Source organism: Bacillus inaquosorum KCTC 13429 (assembly GCF_000332645.1).
Lineage (GTDB): Bacteria > Bacillota > Bacilli > Bacillales > Bacillaceae > Bacillus > Bacillus inaquosorum.
In genome coordinates this window covers 596,820-616,571 of record NZ_AMXN01000002.1, presented here as the reverse complement: position 1 = coordinate 616,571, position 19,752 = coordinate 596,820, and the positions used below count along the sequence as shown (strand labels likewise).

General features: G+C 43.9%; 19 protein-coding genes and 1 other annotated feature (1 of these 20 cut by a window edge). Of the genes, 14 read left to right on the top strand and 5 right to left on the bottom strand.

Features of this window, described 5'->3' with window-relative positions; translation table 11 throughout:
• Positions 1-104, top strand: a binding site (T-box leader); it begins 134 nt to the left of the window's first position.
• 50 nt (positions 105-154) lie between these two features.
• On the top strand, positions 155-1,423 hold the full coding sequence (gene tyrS, locus BSI_RS13445) for a tyrosine--tRNA ligase (protein ID WP_003237890.1): 1,269 nt from the start codon (positions 155-157) through the stop codon (positions 1,421-1,423).
• A 128-nt stretch (positions 1,424-1,551) separates the two neighbouring features.
• The gene (sr7p, locus tag BSI_RS23025; RefSeq protein WP_003237888.1) at positions 1,552-1,680 is read left to right on the top strand and encodes a small protein SR7P; all 129 of its coding nucleotides are present in this window, start codon (positions 1,552-1,554) and stop codon (positions 1,678-1,680) included.
• Positions 1,681-1,701: 21 nt separating this feature from the next.
• On the opposite strand, the gene rpsD is transcribed toward sr7p, so the two are convergent.
• On the bottom strand, positions 1,702-2,304 hold the full coding sequence (rpsD, locus tag BSI_RS13455; protein WP_003237886.1) for a 30S ribosomal protein S4: 603 nt from the start codon (positions 2,302-2,304) through the stop codon (positions 1,702-1,704).
• A 294-nt stretch (positions 2,305-2,598) separates the two neighbouring features.
• Here rpsD and BSI_RS13460 point away from each other — a divergent pair, with 294 nt between their 5' ends.
• Entirely contained in the window at positions 2,599-4,338 is a 1,740-nt protein-coding gene (locus BSI_RS13460; protein ID WP_003237881.1) for a diguanylate cyclase domain-containing protein, read from the top strand.
• A gap of 37 nt (positions 4,339-4,375) precedes the next feature.
• On the opposite strand, the gene msrC is transcribed toward BSI_RS13460, so the two are convergent.
• Positions 4,376-4,867 (bottom strand): free L-methionine (R)-S-oxide reductase MsrC, encoded by a 492-nt coding sequence (msrC, locus tag BSI_RS13465; protein ID WP_003237879.1) that lies wholly within the window; start codon positions 4,865-4,867, stop codon positions 4,376-4,378.
• Positions 4,868-4,993: 126 nt separating this feature from the next.
• On the opposite strand from msrC, the gene refZ reads away from it, so the two are divergent.
• Positions 4,994-5,617, top strand: a complete 624-nt coding sequence (refZ, locus tag BSI_RS13470) for a transcriptional regulator RefZ (protein ID WP_003237877.1) — start codon at positions 4,994-4,996, stop codon at positions 5,615-5,617.
• Here the strand turns inward: refZ and hisJ are convergent.
• Positions 5,614-6,420 carry a histidinol-phosphatase HisJ gene (hisJ, locus tag BSI_RS13475; RefSeq protein WP_003237875.1) on the bottom strand — a complete coding sequence of 269 codons (807 nt, stop codon included), beginning with the start codon at positions 6,418-6,420 and terminating at the stop codon, positions 5,614-5,616. The genes refZ and hisJ overlap by 4 nt on opposite strands.
• A 196-nt stretch (positions 6,421-6,616) precedes the next feature.
• Here hisJ and ezrA point away from each other — a divergent pair, with 196 nt between their 5' ends.
• A complete protein-coding gene (gene ezrA, locus BSI_RS13480) occupies positions 6,617-8,305 on the top strand; it encodes a septation ring formation regulator EzrA (protein WP_003237873.1) in 1,689 nt (562 codons plus the stop codon).
• Positions 8,306-8,398: 93 nt separating this feature from the next.
• Here ezrA and brnQ read toward each other — a convergent pair whose 3' ends face one another.
• Positions 8,399-9,736, bottom strand: a complete 1,338-nt coding sequence (brnQ, locus tag BSI_RS13485; protein ID WP_003237872.1) for a branched-chain amino acid transport system II carrier protein — start codon at positions 9,734-9,736, stop codon at positions 8,399-8,401.
• 194 nt (positions 9,737-9,930) lie between these two features.
• Here brnQ and BSI_RS13490 point away from each other — a divergent pair, with 194 nt between their 5' ends.
• The 5 genes from BSI_RS13490 to BSI_RS13510 all read left to right on the top strand — a co-directional run bounded on the left by BSI_RS13490 (position 9,931) and on the right by BSI_RS13510 (position 15,961).
• Complete coding sequence (locus BSI_RS13490; protein ID WP_003237870.1) at positions 9,931-11,076, top strand: cysteine desulfurase family protein; 1,146 nt, start codon at positions 9,931-9,933, stop codon at positions 11,074-11,076.
• A gap of 3 nt (positions 11,077-11,079) precedes the next feature.
• On the top strand, positions 11,080-12,285 hold the full coding sequence (gene thiI / locus BSI_RS13495) for a tRNA uracil 4-sulfurtransferase ThiI (protein ID WP_003237869.1): 1,206 nt from the start codon (positions 11,080-11,082) through the stop codon (positions 12,283-12,285).
• Positions 12,286-12,377: 92 nt separating this feature from the next.
• On the top strand, positions 12,378-12,587 hold the full coding sequence (sspA, locus tag BSI_RS13500; protein ID WP_003223491.1) for an alpha type acid-soluble spore protein SspA: 210 nt from the start codon (positions 12,378-12,380) through the stop codon (positions 12,585-12,587).
• 177 nt (positions 12,588-12,764) lie between these two features.
• A complete protein-coding gene (gene mbcS, locus BSI_RS13505) occupies positions 12,765-14,354 on the top strand; it encodes an acyl-CoA synthetase MbcS (RefSeq protein ID WP_003237866.1) in 1,590 nt (529 codons plus the stop codon).
• A 20-nt stretch (positions 14,355-14,374) separates the two neighbouring features.
• A complete protein-coding gene (locus BSI_RS13510; RefSeq protein WP_003237865.1) occupies positions 14,375-15,961 on the top strand; it encodes an amidohydrolase in 1,587 nt (528 codons plus the stop codon).
• A gap of 35 nt (positions 15,962-15,996) precedes the next feature.
• On the opposite strand, the gene BSI_RS13515 is transcribed toward BSI_RS13510, so the two are convergent.
• A complete protein-coding gene (locus BSI_RS13515; protein WP_003237863.1) occupies positions 15,997-16,800 on the bottom strand; it encodes an NAD kinase in 804 nt (267 codons plus the stop codon).
• A 185-nt stretch (positions 16,801-16,985) separates the two neighbouring features.
• Here BSI_RS13515 and sppA point away from each other — a divergent pair, with 185 nt between their 5' ends.
• From sppA to ytfJ, 4 genes are all read left to right on the top strand, one after another.
• Positions 16,986-17,993: a signal peptide peptidase SppA gene (gene sppA, locus BSI_RS13520; protein WP_003237859.1), complete on the top strand. Its 1,008-nt coding sequence runs from the start codon at positions 16,986-16,988 to the stop codon at positions 17,991-17,993.
• A 12-nt stretch (positions 17,994-18,005) separates the two neighbouring features.
• Positions 18,006-18,500 carry an RDD family protein gene (locus BSI_RS13525; RefSeq protein WP_003237856.1) on the top strand — a complete coding sequence of 165 codons (495 nt, stop codon included), beginning with the start codon at positions 18,006-18,008 and terminating at the stop codon, positions 18,498-18,500.
• A gap of 74 nt (positions 18,501-18,574) precedes the next feature.
• Positions 18,575-19,255 carry a DUF2953 domain-containing protein gene (locus BSI_RS13530; protein WP_003237855.1) on the top strand — a complete coding sequence of 227 codons (681 nt, stop codon included), beginning with the start codon at positions 18,575-18,577 and terminating at the stop codon, positions 19,253-19,255.
• 13 nt (positions 19,256-19,268) lie between these two features.
• Positions 19,269-19,724 (top strand): GerW family sporulation protein, encoded by a 456-nt coding sequence (gene ytfJ, locus BSI_RS13535; RefSeq protein WP_003237853.1) that lies wholly within the window; start codon positions 19,269-19,271, stop codon positions 19,722-19,724.
• The last annotated feature ends 28 nt before the right edge of the window (positions 19,725-19,752 follow it).

The following is a 19,752-nucleotide window of genomic DNA, read 5'->3' as shown; positions in this document are numbered from 1 at the left end:
TAGTGAAAGAACGGACCTGATCCGTTATCAGGCAAAGTGATAAGACGAATGTTTTGCGTTCTCTTATTAGTAGGGTGGTACCGCGATAATCAATCGTCCCTTCGTGTAAACGAAGGGGCGTTTTTTATTTTAATCAAAAAAGGAGCTCTATCTCATGACAAACTTACTTGAAGACTTATCCTTCCGCGGATTGATTCAGCAAATGACGGATGAAGAAGGATTAAATAAACAGCTGAATGAAGAAAAAATCCGCCTGTACTCAGGCTTTGATCCGACAGCAGACAGCTTGCATATCGGACACCTGCTGCCCATTTTAACACTCCGCCGTTTTCAGCTTGCGGGGCATCATCCGATTGCACTTGTGGGCGGCGCGACTGGTCTCATCGGCGATCCGAGCGGAAAAAAAGCGGAGCGTACATTAAACACTGCTGACATCGTATCCGAATGGTCCCAAAAAATCAAAAACCAGCTGTCCAGATTTCTTGATTTTGACGCAGCAGAAAACCCTGCTGTCATCGCGAACAACTATGACTGGATCGGCAAAATGAATGTAATCGACTTCCTTCGTGACGTCGGTAAAAACTTCGGCATCAATTACATGCTGGCAAAAGACACGGTCAGCTCAAGAATTGAATCCGGCATTTCATACACGGAATTCAGCTACATGATTCTTCAATCTTATGACTTCTTAAATCTGTACAGAGAGAAAAACTGTAAGCTGCAAATCGGCGGAAGTGATCAGTGGGGCAACATCACAGCGGGTCTTGAACTGATCAGAAAATCAGAAGAAGAAGGAGCAAAAGCGTTCGGCCTCACCATTCCGCTTGTCACAAAAGCAGACGGCACGAAGTTCGGAAAAACGGAAGGCGGCGCGATCTGGCTTGATAAAGAAAAAACATCGCCGTATGAGTTCTATCAATTCTGGATCAACACAGATGACCGTGACGTTGTCAAATACTTAAAATACTTTACGTTCCTATCAAAAGAGGAAATTGAAGCATACGCTGAGAAAACAGAAACGGCGCCTGAAAAGCGTGAAGCGCAAAAACGCTTGGCAGAAGAAGTGACAGCGCTCGTTCATGGACGCGAGGCGCTGAAGCAAGCCATCAATATTTCCCAAGCATTGTTCAGCGGCAATATTAAAGAGCTTTCTGCCCAAGACGTAAAAGTGGGCTTTAAAGATGTCCCTTCTATGGAAGCTGACATCAGCCAAGAGCTTTCACTTGTAGATGTATTGGTGCAATCTAAATTATCTCCTTCAAAACGCCAAGCGCGTGAAGACATTCAAAACGGAGCTGTTTACATTAACGGCGAACGCCAAACGGAGATCAATTATATCCTATCGGCTGAAGACCGCATCGAAGATCAATTTACTGTTCTGCGCCGCGGAAAGAAAAAATACTTCCTTGTGACGTACAAATAAGAAAAAAGATCCTTTGCCTAACGGCAAAGGATCTTTTTTGTTTATCGCATAGGAATGACAGGAAAAGAGTATATTAGATAGGGCAAACACGACCAATCACCACCTTTTAACAGAAAGGAGCGCTCACCGTGAATCTCATGTGCACGATTGCAAAAGAAAGGCTGCAGCGGGATTATTGGGAGCAGCAGGCGCAGGAAAGTGTTGGCCGGCAAGAGGCAAAAGACGAATCAGACGATAAAAAAACCCCGACCGCATAGCGGCAGGGGTTTTTTAAACGATTAACGAGAGTAGAACTCAACGATAAGCGCTTCGTTAATTTCCGGAGCAAGTTCAGAACGCTCAGGAAGACGAGTGAAAGTACCTTCAAGCTTTTCAGCGTCGAAAGTAAGGTATTCAGGAACGAAGTTGTTCACTTCTACAGATTCTTTGATGATAGAAAGGTTTCTTGATTTTTCGCGAACACCGATTGTTTGGCCAGGTTTCACTAGGTAAGACGGGATGTCAACGCGGCTTCCGTCTACAAGAATGTGACCGTGGTTAACCAATTGGCGAGCTTGACGGCGAGTACGTGCTAAACCTAGCTTGTACACAACGTTATCAAGACGAGAATCTAAAAGAATCATGAAGTTTTCACCATGTTTACCAGCTAGTTTGCCAGCTCTGTCAAACAAAGTGCGGAATTGGCGTTCGTTTACACCGTACATGTGACGAAGCTTTTGCTTTTCTTGCAATTGCAAACCGTATTCTGATAATTTTTTACGTTGTCCTGGACCGTGTGGGCCTGGAGCGTAAGGGCGTTTTTCTAATTCTTTTCCTGTACCGCTAAGAGAGATTCCTAGACGGCGGGACAGTTTCCAAGATGGACCTGTATAGCGAGCCATAATGTGACTCCTCCTTTGGTTTTATTTTTGTGGAAAATAAAAACCGTCTGCTCTATTCGACCATGCACATTTTGTTTTCATGTATCCTCGCTCCAGCAGCAGAGAGTTACACGATACACCTTATGGATAAGGAACAAAATGAAAACATAGAAGCTGAACAAAAAGGCTGCAATATTTCACACAAAGGTCATTATATAATTTATTTGTTTTGAAGTCAACCATTCCTCCATTATTGATTCACCGTTTATGATATAATAAACAAAAATTAGTGGTAAACTTTTAGGTGATAAAAACATGGTAGAACAAACAAAAGATCAATTATCCGCCTTTCATTATCATATGCTCGATTTTTTATTGACCAAATCTGAAAAAGTCACATTCACCGACTCTTTCATATGGCTGACTTCGGCTATTCAAACCTATTTTTCATCCCTTTGTATTTCGCTTACACCGTCACCATCAGAGTCTGTGGCAAATGTGGCAGATGATGAAGTGCGTTTTTCCGCTTATAAAATAAACGATTCATTTTATAAGATTGAGGACGTCTCTGGCAGGCGCTTTCACCTTACATGCAGGCAGGATGGAGAGATTCCTGAAGGGCTTCCGGACGTGGTTGCTTCATTTTTAAACCAGTCAAAGAAACAGGAAAGACTCTATATCAAAACGATCTATCAAAAAAAGATATATAAAATGACTGAGCTGTTCCATTCACTGCTTGATCAGACAGAGGTGCTGAAGCAGCTTTTAGAAAGCTTAACCCGCACGTTTTCTCTGTTTAAGTTCTCTTTATTTATATCGCACGACCAAGATCAATGTTTAGGCGTTCCTGCAAAAGAGCTGTATATGGAAGGGGAAAAATCCGATTCCTTCGCGCTCAAAGTGTATTTGACCGGAGATATTTTGCGGAAAAATGAATCTGCCGCCTACATTCCGATAAAAGGACAGCAGGGAACGTACGGAGTTTTGATGGCTGAAGGAACGGGAGGCAGTTTTATTACTGACGCCTATCTTGACGAAATGTCGCTGATAGCAAACGCGGCAGGAAAAGCGTTTGAAAATGCCCAGCTCTATGAACAATCAAAAGCAAGCATCGCAAATTTGGAATTGATCAATGAAACGTCACGCCGCCTGAATCAGCGGTTGACGCTGACCGATACGATGAATGATCTGGCTGTGAGAATGGCAGAATCGTTCCAAGCGGAAGAAGTCGGTTTTTTTCATATAGACCATTTTGAAAACCTAACATTGCTCCCCGGCAGCACAGCGTTTTTCAAAGAAGCGAAGCCATCTGATTTTTATCATGAATTGAAAGAAAAGCTGTATGAAGGGGAAAAAGGGGTTTTTATCGGAAATGGCCAGTCTGTTTTCGGGAAGGCCGGCTACGGCTCGCTGATGGCCGTTCCGATGATTGAGAATGACCGGCTTTTAGGCTTTGCGGTTTTATTGAAACAGGAGATGTACGCTTTTACTTTTGAAATGTACAAGCTGTTTCAGGCGCTGATCCATCACGCGACACTGGCTGTAACCAACTCAATGCTCCGGGACCGCCTTGAGCATCTTGTGAAAACAGATCAGCTGACTGAGCTGTATTCAAGGGTGTATTTAGATGAAAAAATTCAATACAGCATGAAAATCCACCAAAAGGGTGTTTTTATTCTTGTTGATATAGATAATTTCAAGAATGTAAATGATACGTACGGACATCAGACTGGGGACGAGATTTTAATTCAAGTCGCTTCGGTGATTAAAAGCAACATCCGCAAGCATGATGTCGGCGCCCGCTGGGGAGGCGAGGAGCTGGCGATTTATTTGCCGAATGTGACGGTTGCGGTGGGAAAACGGATTACTGAGAGACTGGTATATGCGGTCAGAAAAAACACGAAACCCGAGGTGACCATATCCTGCGGGATTTCCTGCTGGACGGCAGAAACAAGAAAGTCCCTGAAAGAGCTTGTGCATGAGGCTGATGAAGCGCTCTACAGCGCGAAACGAAACGGAAAAAACCGCATGATGGTTCACGAATCAATAAAATAAAAAAAGCCCAAAACAATATCAGTTTTGGGCTTTTATGTTACTGTGCTAACGCTTTTTCAAGCGTTTCGGCAAATTGTGATAAGTACTTTTCATCAATTTCGTCGAAACGGTTTTTTACTGGACTGTCGATGTCCAAGACGCCGACAACTTTTCCGCCTACATGAATCGGAAGCACAATTTCTGATTGAGAAGCAGCATCGCAGGCGATGTGTCCCGGAAACGCATGAACGTCCTCAACACGCTCCACTTTTCCGTTTGCATACGCTGTGCCGCAAACGCCTCTGCCGAAAGGAATCCGAACACATGCCGGCAGACCTTGGAACGGTCCTAACACAAGCTGTCCATCCTCTTCTTTGGCAAAATAGAAACCCGCCCAGTTCACTTCAGGCAACGTATGATAAAGGAGCGCTGAGGCATTTGCATAGTTTGCAATTTGATCTGTTTCGTCTTCGATCATGGCTTCGAGCTGTTTTAGCAGAAGCTGATAGTCTTTTTCTTTATCTCCAGATTGTTTTTCGACATGGAACATGGAAAACCCTCACTTTTTCTATAATATAAAACAAAGTTCCGGCTTTTCTGCCGGCATTTGTCGATAAGTTCTTACAGGAACAGCGCTCTTCTGCTTGAATAGTATCAAGAGGAAGGAGTGAGCCGAATGAAAGTAAGCACCAAAGACAAAATTATTGAATCTGCTGTCATGCTCTTTAACCAAAAAGGATTTTCTGGCACGTCTGTCCGTGAAATCGCAAAGTCAGCCGGTGTAAATGTTGCGCACATCTCCTACTATTTTAAAGGCAAAGGAGGTTTGATGGAACACTTAGTTTCAGAGTTTTACGAAGGCTACAGCAAAACGCTTGAAACAGCGGCAGGCAATATCTCTTCTCAAAGCACGCAGGAACAGCTGCTCCAATTGGTTTTCGATATTTTATCCTATCAGCATAATCATCGTCAATTAACTCGTTTTGTCTACCGGGAAGTCACGATCGACTCCACGTTAATCAGAGAAATTATGTCGACATATCTAATGAAGGAAAAGTATATCTTCCAGCTGATCATTGAGGAAGGAGAAAAACAGCGTGAACATTTAACGCTGCCGCTGCCTCATTTTATTCTCCAATTAAAATCTCTCTTGATGATGCCTTATCTCCAGCCTCAATATATTTCAGAAGTGCTCTACATGCAGCCGCACGAGCCGTACTTTTATAAAATGTATTTTGAAGAAATCAAGATTTGGATCAGAAGCGTCTTCCGGACAGGAGACGTGGCGCTCATCAATTAACACTGCTCCAAAAACGCCTCATATGCGTATCCGACATCTCCCGCTTGATGGGCATCAGACCCGAACACAAGCGGGATCTTCTTTTGCTTCGCTTCATTCAGCATCCAATCCTCGATATAAATACCGCCTGCGTATGTTTTTCTTAATCCGGAAGTATTGAAGTCGAGCTCCATTCCGTTTTCTTCAATGGCATGCAGGCACTGAGAAACGAGTCCGCGAATATGTTCAGACATGCTGTACGGAAACAGCTTGATGAATTTTTGGACGAGTGTGATGTGACCGACTCTTTTTGGCTTATAGCCGCCGAGAGATGCTACAATGGAAGAATAGATGCTGCGGTAATACTGTTCGTATACAGCTTCAATGCTTCCGCAGGCTGAAATCAGCTCTTGAAAGGTATGCTCATCATAATCAAGGCACAGATAGGAAGAACCTGCGCGCAAAAAATGAACGGATAAGATGCTGTCATCTAAATATGGCCCGTATGTGTCCAGAAATAATGTAATCTCATCTTCAAATTCAGCAATATAATCGACCTCAAGCCCCGTTCGTATGGTAAGCTGTCCGCGATATTCTTTTTTTAATCCAGAAATTTCATCGATATAGCGTTCCATAGAGGCTTGCGCCATCGCGCTGTCTTTTAGCGGCGTCGGATCAGTAAAAGAGGAAGGCAATGGGGCATGTTCGGTAAAAGTAATCGATTTAAAGCCTTTCTTTAAGGCTTCTTCTGCATATTGTCTGAGTGTGTCATTTGAGCCGTGAGGGCAAAATGGTGTGTGAATATGTCCGTCTCGCTTTTGCATTGGCGTCACCCCGTGAAAAAATAGTCAAATCCTGCCGATTTTGCACAAAAAGTTTTTGATTTCTGGTCAAAAAATGTTGGTTACATGGTATCATAATAACAATGAAAACGACAGTTTTTCTCAATACATATCCTGAAATCTTTCTGAATAAATAAAACACCCTGACAGATTAAGGTTAACAGCAAGGGGGCTCATTATGGAGTTTGTCATTGGATTATTAATTGTACTGCTTGCGCTGTTTGCGGCAGGCTACTTTTTCAGGAAAAAAATCTACGCCGAAATCGACCGGCTGGAATCGTGGAAGATTGAAATTCTGAACCGGTCGATTGTGGAAGAAATGTCCAAAATCAAACATTTGAAAATGACGGGTCAGACAGAAGAGTTCTTTGAGAAGTGGCGTGAAGAATGGGATGAGATTGTCACAGCCCATATGCCGAAAGTTGAAGAGCTCCTTTATGATGCCGAGGAAAATGCAGACAAATACCGATTTAAAAAAGCCAATCAAGTGCTCGTTCATATCGACGACCTGCTGATAGCGGCCGAATCGAACATTGAAAAGATTCTGCGGGAAATCAGCGACCTTGTCACAAGTGAGGAAAAGAGCCGTGAAGAGATTGAACTGGTGAGAGAGCGCTATTCAAAATCGCGAAAAAACCTGCTGGCTTACAGCCATCTTTACGGGGAGCTTTATGACAGCCTTGAAAAGGATCTTGACGAAATTTGGAGCGGGATCAAACAATTTGAAGAAGAAACAGAAGGCGGAAACTATATTACCGCACGAAAAGTGCTGCTTGAACAGGACCGCAATCTTGAAAGGCTTCAGTCATACATAGATGACGTGCCGAAGCTGTTAGCGGACTGCAAGCAGACGGTGCCCGGCCAGATTGCAAAGCTCAAGGACGGCTATCGCGAAATGAAAGAGAAAGGGTATAAGCTTGAGCATATCCAGCTTGATAAGGAATTAGAAAATCTGTCAAACCAGTTGAAACGGGCGGAACATGTCTTGATGACTGAGCTGGATATTGATGAAGCGTCCGCAATCCTGCAGCTCATAGACGAAAATATTCAATCTGTTTATCAGCAGCTGGAGGGTGAAGTCGAAGCCGGCCAATCTGTGCTTAGCAAAATGCCTGAATTGATCATTGCTTATGACAAGCTGAAAGAAGAGAAAGAGCGTACAAAGGCGGAAACTGAGCTGGTGAAGGAAAGCTACAGACTGACAGCTGGCGAGCTCGGCAAACAGCAGGCCTTTGAAAAGCGCCTTGATGAAATTGGCAAGCTGCTCTCATCCGTTAAAGATAAGCTCGATGCAGAGCATGTCGCCTACTCTCTTTTAGTAGAAGAGGTTGCTTCAATAGAGAAGCAGATTGAAGAAGTCAAAAAAGATCATGCCGAATACCGTGAAAAGCTGCAAGCGCTGAGAAAAGAAGAGCTTCAGGCGAGAGAGACGCTCAGCAATTTGAAAAAAACAATTTCTGAGACAGCAAGACTGCTGAAGACAAGCAACATTCCAGGCATTCCGAGTCATATTCAAGAGATGCTGGAAAACGCGCATCATCACATTCAAGAAACAGTCAATCAATTAAACGAACTCCCTTTAAATATGGAAGAAGCCGGAGCCCATTTGAAGCAAGCTGAGGATATTGTCAACAGGGCAAGCCGGGAATCAGAGGAACTTGTCGAGCAGGTGATCCTCATTGAAAAAATCATTCAGTTCGGAAACCGGTTCAGAAGCCAGAATCATATTTTATCTGAACAGCTGAAAGAAGCGGAAAGACGTTTTTATGCTTTTGACTATGAAGATTCTTATGAAATTGCAGCTGCCGCTGTAGAGAAAGCTGCGCCAGGTGCAGTTGCAAAAATCAAAGCTGATATATCCGCTTAATCAATCACGATATGAAAAAGAGCCCGCATTGTAATAAGCGGGCTCTTTTTCCATTATAAAACGCCTGCGCAATAACGCAGGCGTTCTGTGACATTAATTTATGTCTTTAAGCTGTTTGGATGGGCCAATAAATAAGGTAAGTACATAGCCGATAACCGCTCCGATGATTCCTGGAAGCAACCAGCCGATGCCGAGATTGTAAAGAGGAAGATTCGCACTTAGAAACGCATCTAATGATCCAAGTGAAAAGCCGGCTGCTTTGATGCCGTCTAAAATACTGAATAATCCTGTACCGATCAAGCATGCGATGTACACTTCGCGTCTTTCCTTAAAGAGCTTATCAATAAATGAAAGAACAATAATGACAATGGCAAGTGGATAGATAGCTGATAAAATAGGAACAGAGAACGCGATAATTTGCGCGAGTCCGAAATTCGCAATGATCAAGCTGAATAACGTGACAATCGTAACGACAATTTTATATGATAATGCCGGGATAAGCTTTGAAAAGTACTGGCCGCAAGAAGTGACAAGGCCGATGCTTGTTGTTAAACATGCGACTGTAATCGCTGAACCGAGTACGATGTTGCCTAATGAACCGAATAAATAATGGGAAGACGCAGATAAAATTTTAGCTCCTTCGCCAACAGGACCGATGGCGTTCGTGCTTGTTGCACCCAAGTATGCAAGGGATACATAAATGAATGTCAGTCCTAAAGCGGCAATCACACCCGCTTTAATACATGCAGCGGCAAGAGCTTTAGACTGTGTAACGCCTTTGCTTTTTACAGCATTTACAACAACAACACCAAATACGATTGAAGCAAGTGCGTCCATTGTTTTGTAGCCTTCTAAAAATCCTTTAAATACCGGTGTTCCTTTATATGCTTCTGTAACTGCACCCAATCCGCCCATCGGTGTGAAAATGGCTTTAAGAACAATCACTAAAATAATGGTGAATTTGATTGGAGTAAGAATTTTTCCGACCCGGTCCACAACCTTGGATGGGTTTAACGCTAAATAGTACGTAATTCCGAAAAAGATCAGTGTGAATACAAATAAAGAAAGTCTTTCTGGTACGCCAGTCAAAAACGGAACAGCGCCGATTTCATATGAAACAGTTCCTGTTCTCGGGATAGCAAATAATGGACCGATTGATAAATAAAGCACGACAGTAAAGATTGTGCCAAAAACAGGGTGTGCTTTATCAGCAAGTCCTTTAGCGTCCTTGCCGGTTAATGCGATGGCGATAATACCGAGAAGCGGCAGGCCTACCCCAGTCAGTAAAAATCCGCCGATGGCCTTCCAGACGTTGTGTCCGGCTGCTTGTCCAAGTTCCGGCGGATAAATCATATTTCCTGCTCCAAAGAATAACGCAAATAGCATGAAACCAATAATAATGGTATCTTTGACAGGCAGTGAGTGTTTCATGAAAAAAATCCTCCTAATAATTATGTTAAAATATTCTGTCAATTAATTGTCAGATAATATGACGAAACGAACAAATCTTATTATATGGTAAAAAATTTAGAAGTCAATACTAGTTTTTCGTAATTTTCTATTAAAATTTGTTATGGTAACATAAATATCATACCTTGTACCGCTTTCATAAAGGAGTAAAAAAGATGATATATTTAGATAATAGTTCAACGACGAAGCCTTACGATGAAGTCTTGAACGTGTATGAACAGACAAGCAGCCGATATTTTGGCAATCCTTCATCTTTGCACCGATATGGAGCCGAAACGGAACAGCTGCTTCAGGCAGCCAAAAATCAAATCAAAAGGTCCTTAGGCCTAAAAAAATATGATATTGTATTTACGTCAGGCGCCACAGAAGCCAACAATGCGGCTTTAAAAGGAGCGGCGTTGTCAAAAATAAAAACAGGCAAACATATCATAGCCACTTCTATCGAACATCCATCCGTTACGGAATCGTTAGAACAGCTGACAGAGCTATTCGGGTTTGACGTCACTTATCTTTCAGTGAATGAAGACGGATTTGTTTCAATAGAAGAATTAAAAAAAGCCATCCGTCCTGATACTGTGCTTGTCAGTATGATGCATGTGAACAATGAAGTCGGTTCCGTGCAGCCGATTGAAGCGGCAGGGGAAGTGCTGAAGAAGCACCCGAACATTTTGTTCCACGTCGATTATGTGCAGGGCATCTATAAAGTGCCATTGGCAATTGAAAAGGCCGGCATTGATCTGTGTTCAATTTCCGGGCATAAATTTCACGGGCTGAAGGGGACAGGAGCGCTAATTGTAAAAGAAGGTACACGCCTTATCCCGCTGATAACGGGGGGCTCTCAGCAAAAAGGCATACGGGCCGGAACGGAACATACTGCGGGTGCGGTTTCGCTTGCCAAAGCCATTAATCTTGCTGCAGCTGACTTTGAGACCCGGCTTGACACAATGGCTGCCGCAAAGGAATTGTTTATGAAGAGGCTGAGTGAAACTGAAGGTGTCATTGTCAACACGCCTCAACTAAATAGTGCGCCGCACATTATTAATTTCTCTGTTCCGGGGATTAAAGCAGAGGTGCTTTTACACATGCTTGAGGAACAGGATATATTCGTCTCAACAACATCGGCCTGCTCGGCAAAAGAACATAAACCCAGCAAAGTTCTCTTACAGATGGGTAAGGGAGAGCAAATTGCCGGAAGCAGCATTAGAATCAGCTTAAACTACAGCCAGACAAGCGATGTGGCAGAACCGTTTATGAACGCGCTGCGTCCTGGCATCAAAAAATTAAAGAAAATGATGAGGTAGAACATGAATTACGATCATATATTAATTCGTTTTGGGGAAATTTCGACAAAAGGCAAAAACAGAAAAAGCTTTATTGAGCGCTTAAAGCAAAACGTCAGACTCGTTTTGAAAGACTATCCGAACTTAAAATACTTTTCCAATCGGGACCGCATGACGATTACATTAAATGGAGAAGATCCAGAGGCTCTTTTTCCTCATTTAAAGCAGGTGTTTGGCATTCAAAGCTTCAGCCTGGCGATTAAGTGTGATAGCCGCCTTGATGATATTAAGGCAACTGCTCTTCAGGCGATCGAGGATCAGTATCAGCCTGGTGATACGTTTAAAGTCGCGACGAAGAGAGCCTATAAACAATTTGAATTAGATACAAATCAAATGAACGCTGAAATCGGCGGCCATATTTTGCGAAATACAGAAGGTTTGACAGTCGATGTCCGCAATCCTGACATCCCGCTCAGAATCGAAATCAGGGAGGAAGCGACCTTTTTGACGATTCGCGATGAAAAAGGTGCAGGCGGCCTGCCCGTTGGTTCAGCAGGCAAAGCGATGCTGATGCTTTCCGGCGGTTTTGACAGCCCTGTGGCCGGTTTTTATGCGATGAAACGGGGATTGTCGGTAGAAGCTGTTCATTTCTTCAGCCCGCCATACACAAGCGAGCGCGCAAAGCAAAAGGTAATGGATCTGGCAAAATGCCTGTCCCGCTTTGGGGGAAGCATGACGCTTCATATCGTTCCGTTTACAAAAACGCAAGAGCTCATCCAAAAACAAATTCCTGAGAACTACACAATGACGGCAACCCGCCGCCTCATGCTTCAAATTGCCGACAGAATCAGAGAAAAGAGAAACGGGCTTGCCATCATTACGGGAGAAAGCCTCGGTCAGGTAGCGAGCCAAACGCTTGAAAGCATGTATGCGATTAATGCGGTGACGACAACACCGATTTTGCGTCCGTTAGTCGGTATGGATAAAACAGAAATCATCGAAAAATCACGGGAAATCGGCACATATGAGACAAGCATTCAGCCGTTTGAAGACTGCTGCACGATCTTTACGCCGCCAAGCCCGAAAACACGTCCTAAAAAAGAAAAAATCGAACACTTTGAAAGCTTTGTTGATTTTGAGCCGTATATTCAAGAAGCGGTTGAAAACGTTGAGACAATGACACTGTATAGCGAACAAGAAGCAAACGATAAATTCACAGAACTCTTTTAAATCAGCTCCGGTTCCTGTATACAATTACCAAAGTTTTTTTGAATGAAGCCATGTGTTTTAACACATTCTATACTCACAAGGAGGTGAGACACATGGCTAACAATAACTCAGGTAACAGCAACAACCTTTTAGTACCAGGAGCTGCTCAAGCTATCGACCAAATGAAATTAGAAATCGCTTCTGAATTCGGTGTAAACCTTGGAGCAGACACAACTTCTCGCGCTAACGGTTCTGTTGGAGGAGAGATCACAAAACGTCTTGTATCTTTTGCTCAACAAAACATGGGCGGAGGACAATTCTAATTTACAATTTCACATAATGGCTTAGGAGTGGGGTTATCCCCACTCTTTTTCATTTTATATAAAAAAAAGGACCAGCGGCCTATAAAATCCTATGTTTACAGAGCTTGATTTTAGGCATATCCTTACGGAAAGAGCCTGTATTTATGTATAATGGGTGGAGAAAGTGAGGAGTTGTTCGTGTTAAAACGAGAAGATCTAATTGCCCCTAAGCAATATAATTTAGTAAATGAAATGGAAAAGTTCAGTGCCGCTGGACAAAAAACCGCCCTTCTATGGGAGGATGAGTCAGGCAAGCAAGAATCTTGGTCATATGAAAAGCTGATGGAAGAAACAAATAAAATCGGAGCGGCTTTGGCTGACCTTGGATTTAAAAAGGGAGACAAGCTGATTGTAATGGTTCCGCGGGTGCTTGAAGCCTATGCTGTTTATTTGGCTATCCTGAAATCAGGAATGGTAGTCATTCCATGCTCTGAAATGCTTCGTGCGAAAGATCTTGAATACCGGATTGAACATGCCGAAGTGAAAGGCGCTATCGTCTATTCTGCATTTATTGGCGCTTTCCGTGATGTCAGTACTGCTGACAAACTGATTAAGCTCTCTATTGGCGAAAACGATGCCGGCTGGAAAAATCTCTTATCGATTGAAGCGGACGGAAGCCAATTTCAAACAGCTGACACAACAAGAGATGATATGGCTTTCTTATCTTATACATCCGGAACAACAGGTCAGCCTAAAGGTGTTGTACATACACACGGATGGGCATTTGCTCATTTAAAAACATCTGCCGGCGCTTGGCTTGATATTTCTGAAAAGGATATCGTCTGGGCGACTGCTGCTCCTGGCTGGCAAAAGTGGGTGTGGAGCCCATTTTTAGCGGTGCTCGGCAGCGGTGCAACTGGTTTTGTGTACCACGGAAGATTCAAAGCAGAAAAATATTTAGAACTTTTAAACCGGTACAAAATCAATGTCTTCTGCTGTACGCCGACGGAATACCGCTTAATGGCGAAGGTCGAAGGCTTGGACCGCTATGATCTTTCTGCCCTGCACAGCGCCGTTTCTGCAGGTGAGCCGCTCAACCGTGAAGTCATTGATGTTTTTCAAAAGCACTTCGGCATTAAGGTGCGGGACGGATATGGCCAAACAGAAAGCACGCTTTTAGTCGGTGTCTTAAAAGATATGGATATTAAACCTGGAAGCATGGGAAAACCGACACCGGGAAATCAGGTGGAGATCATTAATGAAGACGGTGAAATCTGCAAACCTGGTGAGGTTGGAGATATCGCTGTTCACCTCAGCACTCCGGCGCTCTTTAAAGAATATTATAAAGATCCGGATAGAATGAAAACACAAATTCGCGGCGATTATTTCCTAACAGGAGACAGAGCAAAAAAAGATGAGGATGGTTACTTTTGGTTTGAAAGCCGAAATGACGATATCATTATCAGCTCCGGCTACACGATCGGGCCATTCGAAGTGGAAGACGCGCTCGTTAAGCACCCTGAAGTAAAAGAATGTGCTGTTGTCGCAAGCCCTGATGAAATCAGAGGCTCCATCGTTAAGGCGTACGTTGTCCTGCAAGATCACGAAAAACGCGGTGATGAGCTTGTCAAAATTCTGCAAAATCATGTGAAGACCATTACCGCTCCATACAAATATCCTAGAGAGATAGAATTTGTGGAAAGCCTGCCGAAAACGGCTTCTGCAAAAATCAGACGAGTGGAATTAAGAAAACGTGAAGAACAGCTCAAAGCCAATAAAAAGGCGTAAAAGAAAGAGAGTGAACGTGAATGAAGGCGATATGGCACGGCGGTTTCATTTATACGATGCTCGAAGAAGGCGATCGGACAAAGGCAGTTTATATTGAGGATGGTATCATAAAGGGCACCGGCAGCTATGAGCTTCTGAAGAAAAAGTACGGGTCTCCGGAAACAGAAGAAATCAGCCTGGACGGGGCAGTGATGTTTCCCGGATTTGTCGACAGCCATTTACATTTGATCGGCCACGGGGAGAAACAGCTTCAGCTCGATCTGTCTGCACTGACGTCGAAGGAAGCTATTTTGCAGGCTGCGAAGGAAAGAGAGCGGCAGCTGCCTGAAGGAGATTGGCTCATTGGAGAGGGCTGGAATGAAAATCAGTTTGAGACACCGGACTATTTGACTAAGCATGACCTTGATCGTTTATTTCCCGACAGGCCCGTCTTGCTCAAGCGAATCTGCCGGCATGCGATAGCTGTCAATTCTGCTGCGCTTCAAGCGGCAGGGATTTCACAAAACACTCCTGACCCTGACGGCGGAGTCATCGTAAAAGATACAAATGGCGAGCCGGCCGGGCTTCTGTTTGATAAGGCGCAGGATTTGATTCTGAAGGCTGTCCCGCCAGTCTCCCAGCACTATGTTGATGAGGCGCTTACGGCTGCGATAGAAGATTGCTGGACGAAAGGCCTGACGGGCGGACATTCGGAAGACTTGTCCTATTATGGTGATGCTTCGGTGCCGATGAAAGCTTATGGGAAAGCTGCCGCCAGCGGAAAGTATCCGTTCCGCTGTCATTTGCTCGTTCATCACGAAGCAGTCGATCGCTGGGAGCAGCTGGAGAAGCCATCCGGTCCGTATGTGGAGTTCGGTGCGATGAAAATCTTTGCTGACGGAGCGCTTGGCGGAAGAACAGCTTTATTGAAAGAACCATATCAGGACGATCCATCCACTAATGGTGTTCAAGTTCATGATGATGAAACCCTTGGCCGGCTCATTCAAAAAGCGAGAGAAAAAGGCATGGAGGTTGCCGTTCATGCAATCGGCGATTTAGCTTTTGAAAAAGTGCTGAATGCAATTGAGAAGCATCCACCCCGAAACGGTCGGCATGATCGGCTGATTCATGCCCAAGTGCTGGATGATGAATTAATCGAAAAAGCAGCACGCATGCCGATCGCGCTTGATCTTCAGCCTCATTTCGTTGCCAGTGATTTTCCGTGGGTCATTGACCGTCTTGGAAAAGACCGGATGAACACAGCCTTTGCGTGGAAAACGCTCATGTCTAAAGGCGTTTTATGCGCGGGCGGCTCAGACGCACCGATTGAGCCAGTTGACCCGCTTCTTGGCATTCAGTCCGCGGTGCTCCGGAAAAGCAGCCACGAGCCAAATGGTCCGAGCTATAATGAAAGCGAATGTTTAACTGTGTATGAAGCGATTAAGCTCTATACAGAGGGAAGCGCCGGGATCATTTATAAAGAGAAGTCACGCGGAAAAATTGCCGAAGGCTATGACGCGGATTTTACGGTTCTCAGCAATGATCCGTTTACAATTGATCCTGCACAGCTTCATCTTTTAGATATTAAAAAAACTGTGATCAACGGCCAGATTGTATATGAGAAATAATAAAAGGACAGGCAGCTGCCTGTCCTTTTCATTTCCTATAAAAAAGTACGCTTCACTTTCTCCCAAAATGAATTGTCCTTTAGTTTGACTGTTTTGATTTTCTTATCAGACAGTTTAATTTCGATCGTTTTCACGTTTCTCGTACTGAGTGCTTCATTGTCCAAGCCGATGATCGGGTGCTCATTGCCGTCTTGCACCACTCGAAGGGTCAGCTTTCGGTCCGAGCTAAGGACAAATGGCGAGCCGAGTGTCCGGTAGGTGTTATTGTTCAGGGAAGCAAGCTCAGATACCTGCATACATGGGAGCAGCGGATCAACAACCGCTCCTGCAACGGACTTGTTATATGCAGTGCTGCCTGTAGGTGTTGAGATAATCATTCCGTCTCCCCTAAATGTTTCAAAGTGCAGATCATCGATCAGCACGTCCATCACAAAGGTTTTTATGATGCTTGAACGGATGGAAACCTCGTTTAAGCAGTGAAAAGGGCTGGCGTTATCGACTGTCACTTCAATCAGCGGATATTTTCTGACTTCAATTTGTTCAAACGTCATCGCATCGACCATTTTTTCGCGCTCATCACTATGAAAGTCGCAATATAAATGAGCTTTCCCCTTTTTGGTAATGCCGACGTACAAGCAGTCGTCCCGGAAATTCGTCTTTCTGACTGCCTGCAAAAATGTGCCGTCCCCGCCAATGCTTGCGATAATATTGGCGTCTGAGTGCTGATTCACAACGGTAAATCCATACTCTTCAGCCAATTGCGTTAAGGAGCTGACTTGTTCGTTTGTTTCCTGGTCCTGCTTGTGAAAAAAATAAACATTACGGCGTTGATCGGTCATATCCCATTTCCCCTTTGCTGTCATATTTAAGTTTTTCTGCCATCCAGTATTTGTGATAAAATACCTTTGGCCATAAGTGTACCACGTTTACCGGCAGCCCGTTAAGCCGGAGCTTTCTCATCAATTGAAACATTTTTCATATTGAATCGTATAATGAGAGGGTTTGGGAAAAAGGAGGAGAAAAAATGAATGCAAAAAGATGGATCGCATTAGTTATTGCCTTGGGGATTTTCGGCGTGTCTATCATCGTCAGTATCTCAATGAGTTTCTTTGAAAGCGTCAAAGGGGCTCAAACGGATCTCACATCACTGACGGATGAATCGCAGGAAAAGACGCTGGAAAACGGCAGTCTCTCAAGTAAAATTGCCGTATTGGAGGTCAGCGGCACCATTCAGGATAATGGGGATTCAAGCAGTCTGCTCGGTTCAGACGGATATAACCACAGAACGTTCTTAAAAAACCTTGAACATGCAAAAGATGACAAGGCAGTCAAAGGCATCGTTCTGAAGGTGAATTCTCCGGGCGGCGGAGTATATGAAAGTGCTGAAATACATAAGAAGCTGGAAGAAATCAAGAAAGAAACGAAAAAAACGATTTACGTGTCGATGGGATCGATGGCAGCATCCGGCGGTTATTATATCTCAACGGCGGCTGATAAAATTTTTGCGACACCGGAAACTCTGACTGGGTCACTCGGCGTCATTATGGAAAGCGTCAATTATTCAAAGCTTGCTGATAACCTCGGCATTTCTTTTGAAACGATTAAGAGCGGGGCTCATAAGGACATTATGTCTCCTTCCCGTGAAATGACGAAAGAAGAAAAGAACATCATGCAATCCATGGTTGATAATTCGTATGAAGGCTTTGTTGATGTCATTTCTGAAGGCCGCGGCATGTCGAAAGCAGAGGTAAAGAAAATTGCGGACGGACGCGTGTATGACGGACGGCAGGCGAAAAAACTGAACCTCGTTGATGAGCTTGGTTTTTATGACGATACCATTTCAGCGATGAAAAAGGATCATAAGGATTTGAAAAACGCCTCTGTCATTTCTTACGAGGAAAGCTTCGGTTTAGGCTCACTGTTTACCATGGGCGCGAACAAAATGTTTAAGAGTGAAATCGATTTTCTGAACATGAGAGAAATTCTTTCACAATCCGGTTCGCCAAGAATGATGTATCTCTATGCGAAGTAGGAGGGATCAATAATGGACGCGACATATGAAGAGTTAGAGCGCAATGACATGAAAGGCCCGCAAGAAGCGGAGCAGCTGACACATGCCTATGCGGGCTTTTGGGTTCGTTTCTGGGCTTTCCTGCTTGATTGGCTTGTTGTATGGGGATTAAATCATTTACTTGTTTCTCCCCTCTTTACCGTATTGGATCTGCCGAAAACATCCGGTATGTTCACCTTCTCGGCCTACAGCGTGACAACGCTTGTTGTGTATCTTGCCTATTTTGCAGTGATGACAAAATGCTTCAGGCAGACGCTTGGAAAAATGGTGTTCGGCCTCAAAGTGGTTTCTGTGAAGGCGGATCATAAGCTGACATGGAGCACAGTGATTTTCCGTGAAGTGGTCGGACGGTATATTGATAAGATTTGGATTTTATATATCGTCGTTGCTTTTTCACCCACAAAGCAGGGAATTCATGATTACATTGCAGATACGACTGTGGTGCATGAAAAACTATACCGCAAATAACCGATAAACCCGGACCTCGTCCGGGTTTATTTTTTTCTGAATTGGCGATAATGCTCCTAGAGGAAGTGAAGAGTATGGTATATGTGCTGACAGCCATTCTTATTCTAATAGGTATCGTGCTGCTTCTCAGAATGAAAATTTATGTCGCTGCAGAGTATCTTCACGCTGATGATAACGACAAAATAACTTTGAAGATCACAGCGCTGTTTGGCCTGATCCGGGTTAAAAAAACAATTCCGGCGATTAAGGTGAACAAAAATGATGGAACAGTCGATCTCAAACAGAAATCAACATCTAAAGTGAAAAAAAGCAGCAGCAAGAAAAAAATTACGTTTGATGATGTGCAGCAAACTATCAAAAAAATTGAAATGCTTGTACATCAAGTTACTAATTTAAGGAAAACCGGCGCCTCTATTCTGGCGCATTTGCATATCACAAAACTCGAATGGATTACAGTTGTCGGAATTCAGGATGCGGCAGTGACAGGTGTGTTAACAGGTGCTGTATGGGGGGTGAAAGGCGGTATCGCTGCGATGCTGTACGACCATCTGGACTTTGTGAATAAACCCGTCTATGAAGTGATTCCGTCGTTCCAGGTCCCTGTCTCCAAGACCCATTTTCAGTGTATATTCTTTTTTCGCTTTGGACATGCTATGCTTGCAGCTTTCAAATTCGTCAAATACGGACGGGAGCTATCCGCATTAAAAAAGAATCCGTCGTCTCGAATGACTTCAAAGAATGATTCATCAGTTTAAGGAGGAAGCGTAAATGGCAGACCATCCCATCCAAGGTTTAATGAAAACCGCAATGGAAAACTTGAAGGAAATGATTGATGTTAACACTATCATCGGAGATCCGGTTGAAACGCCGGATGGAAGCGTGATTTTAACTGTTTCTAAAGTTGGATTCGGATTCGCCGCAGGCGGAAGCGAGTTTGGCCAAAAGCCGGCAGAAAAGAAATCAGAAGACGATGAGACAAGAGAACAAAAACTTCCTTTCGGAGGCGGAAGCGGGGGCGGTGTGTCCATTACGCCGATCGCGTTTTTAATTGTCGGATCGACCGGCATCAGAATGCTTCATTTAGATGAAAATACCCATTTGATTGAGAAAATTTTAGACGCTGCACCCCAAACTCTTGAACGCATCCAGCAAATGTTCAAGAAAAATAACAAGAACCAAGGCCAGGGCCAAAATCAAAACCAAATGAACAATATGAATTATTAAAGAAGGTTAACTGCGCCGGCCGCAGTTA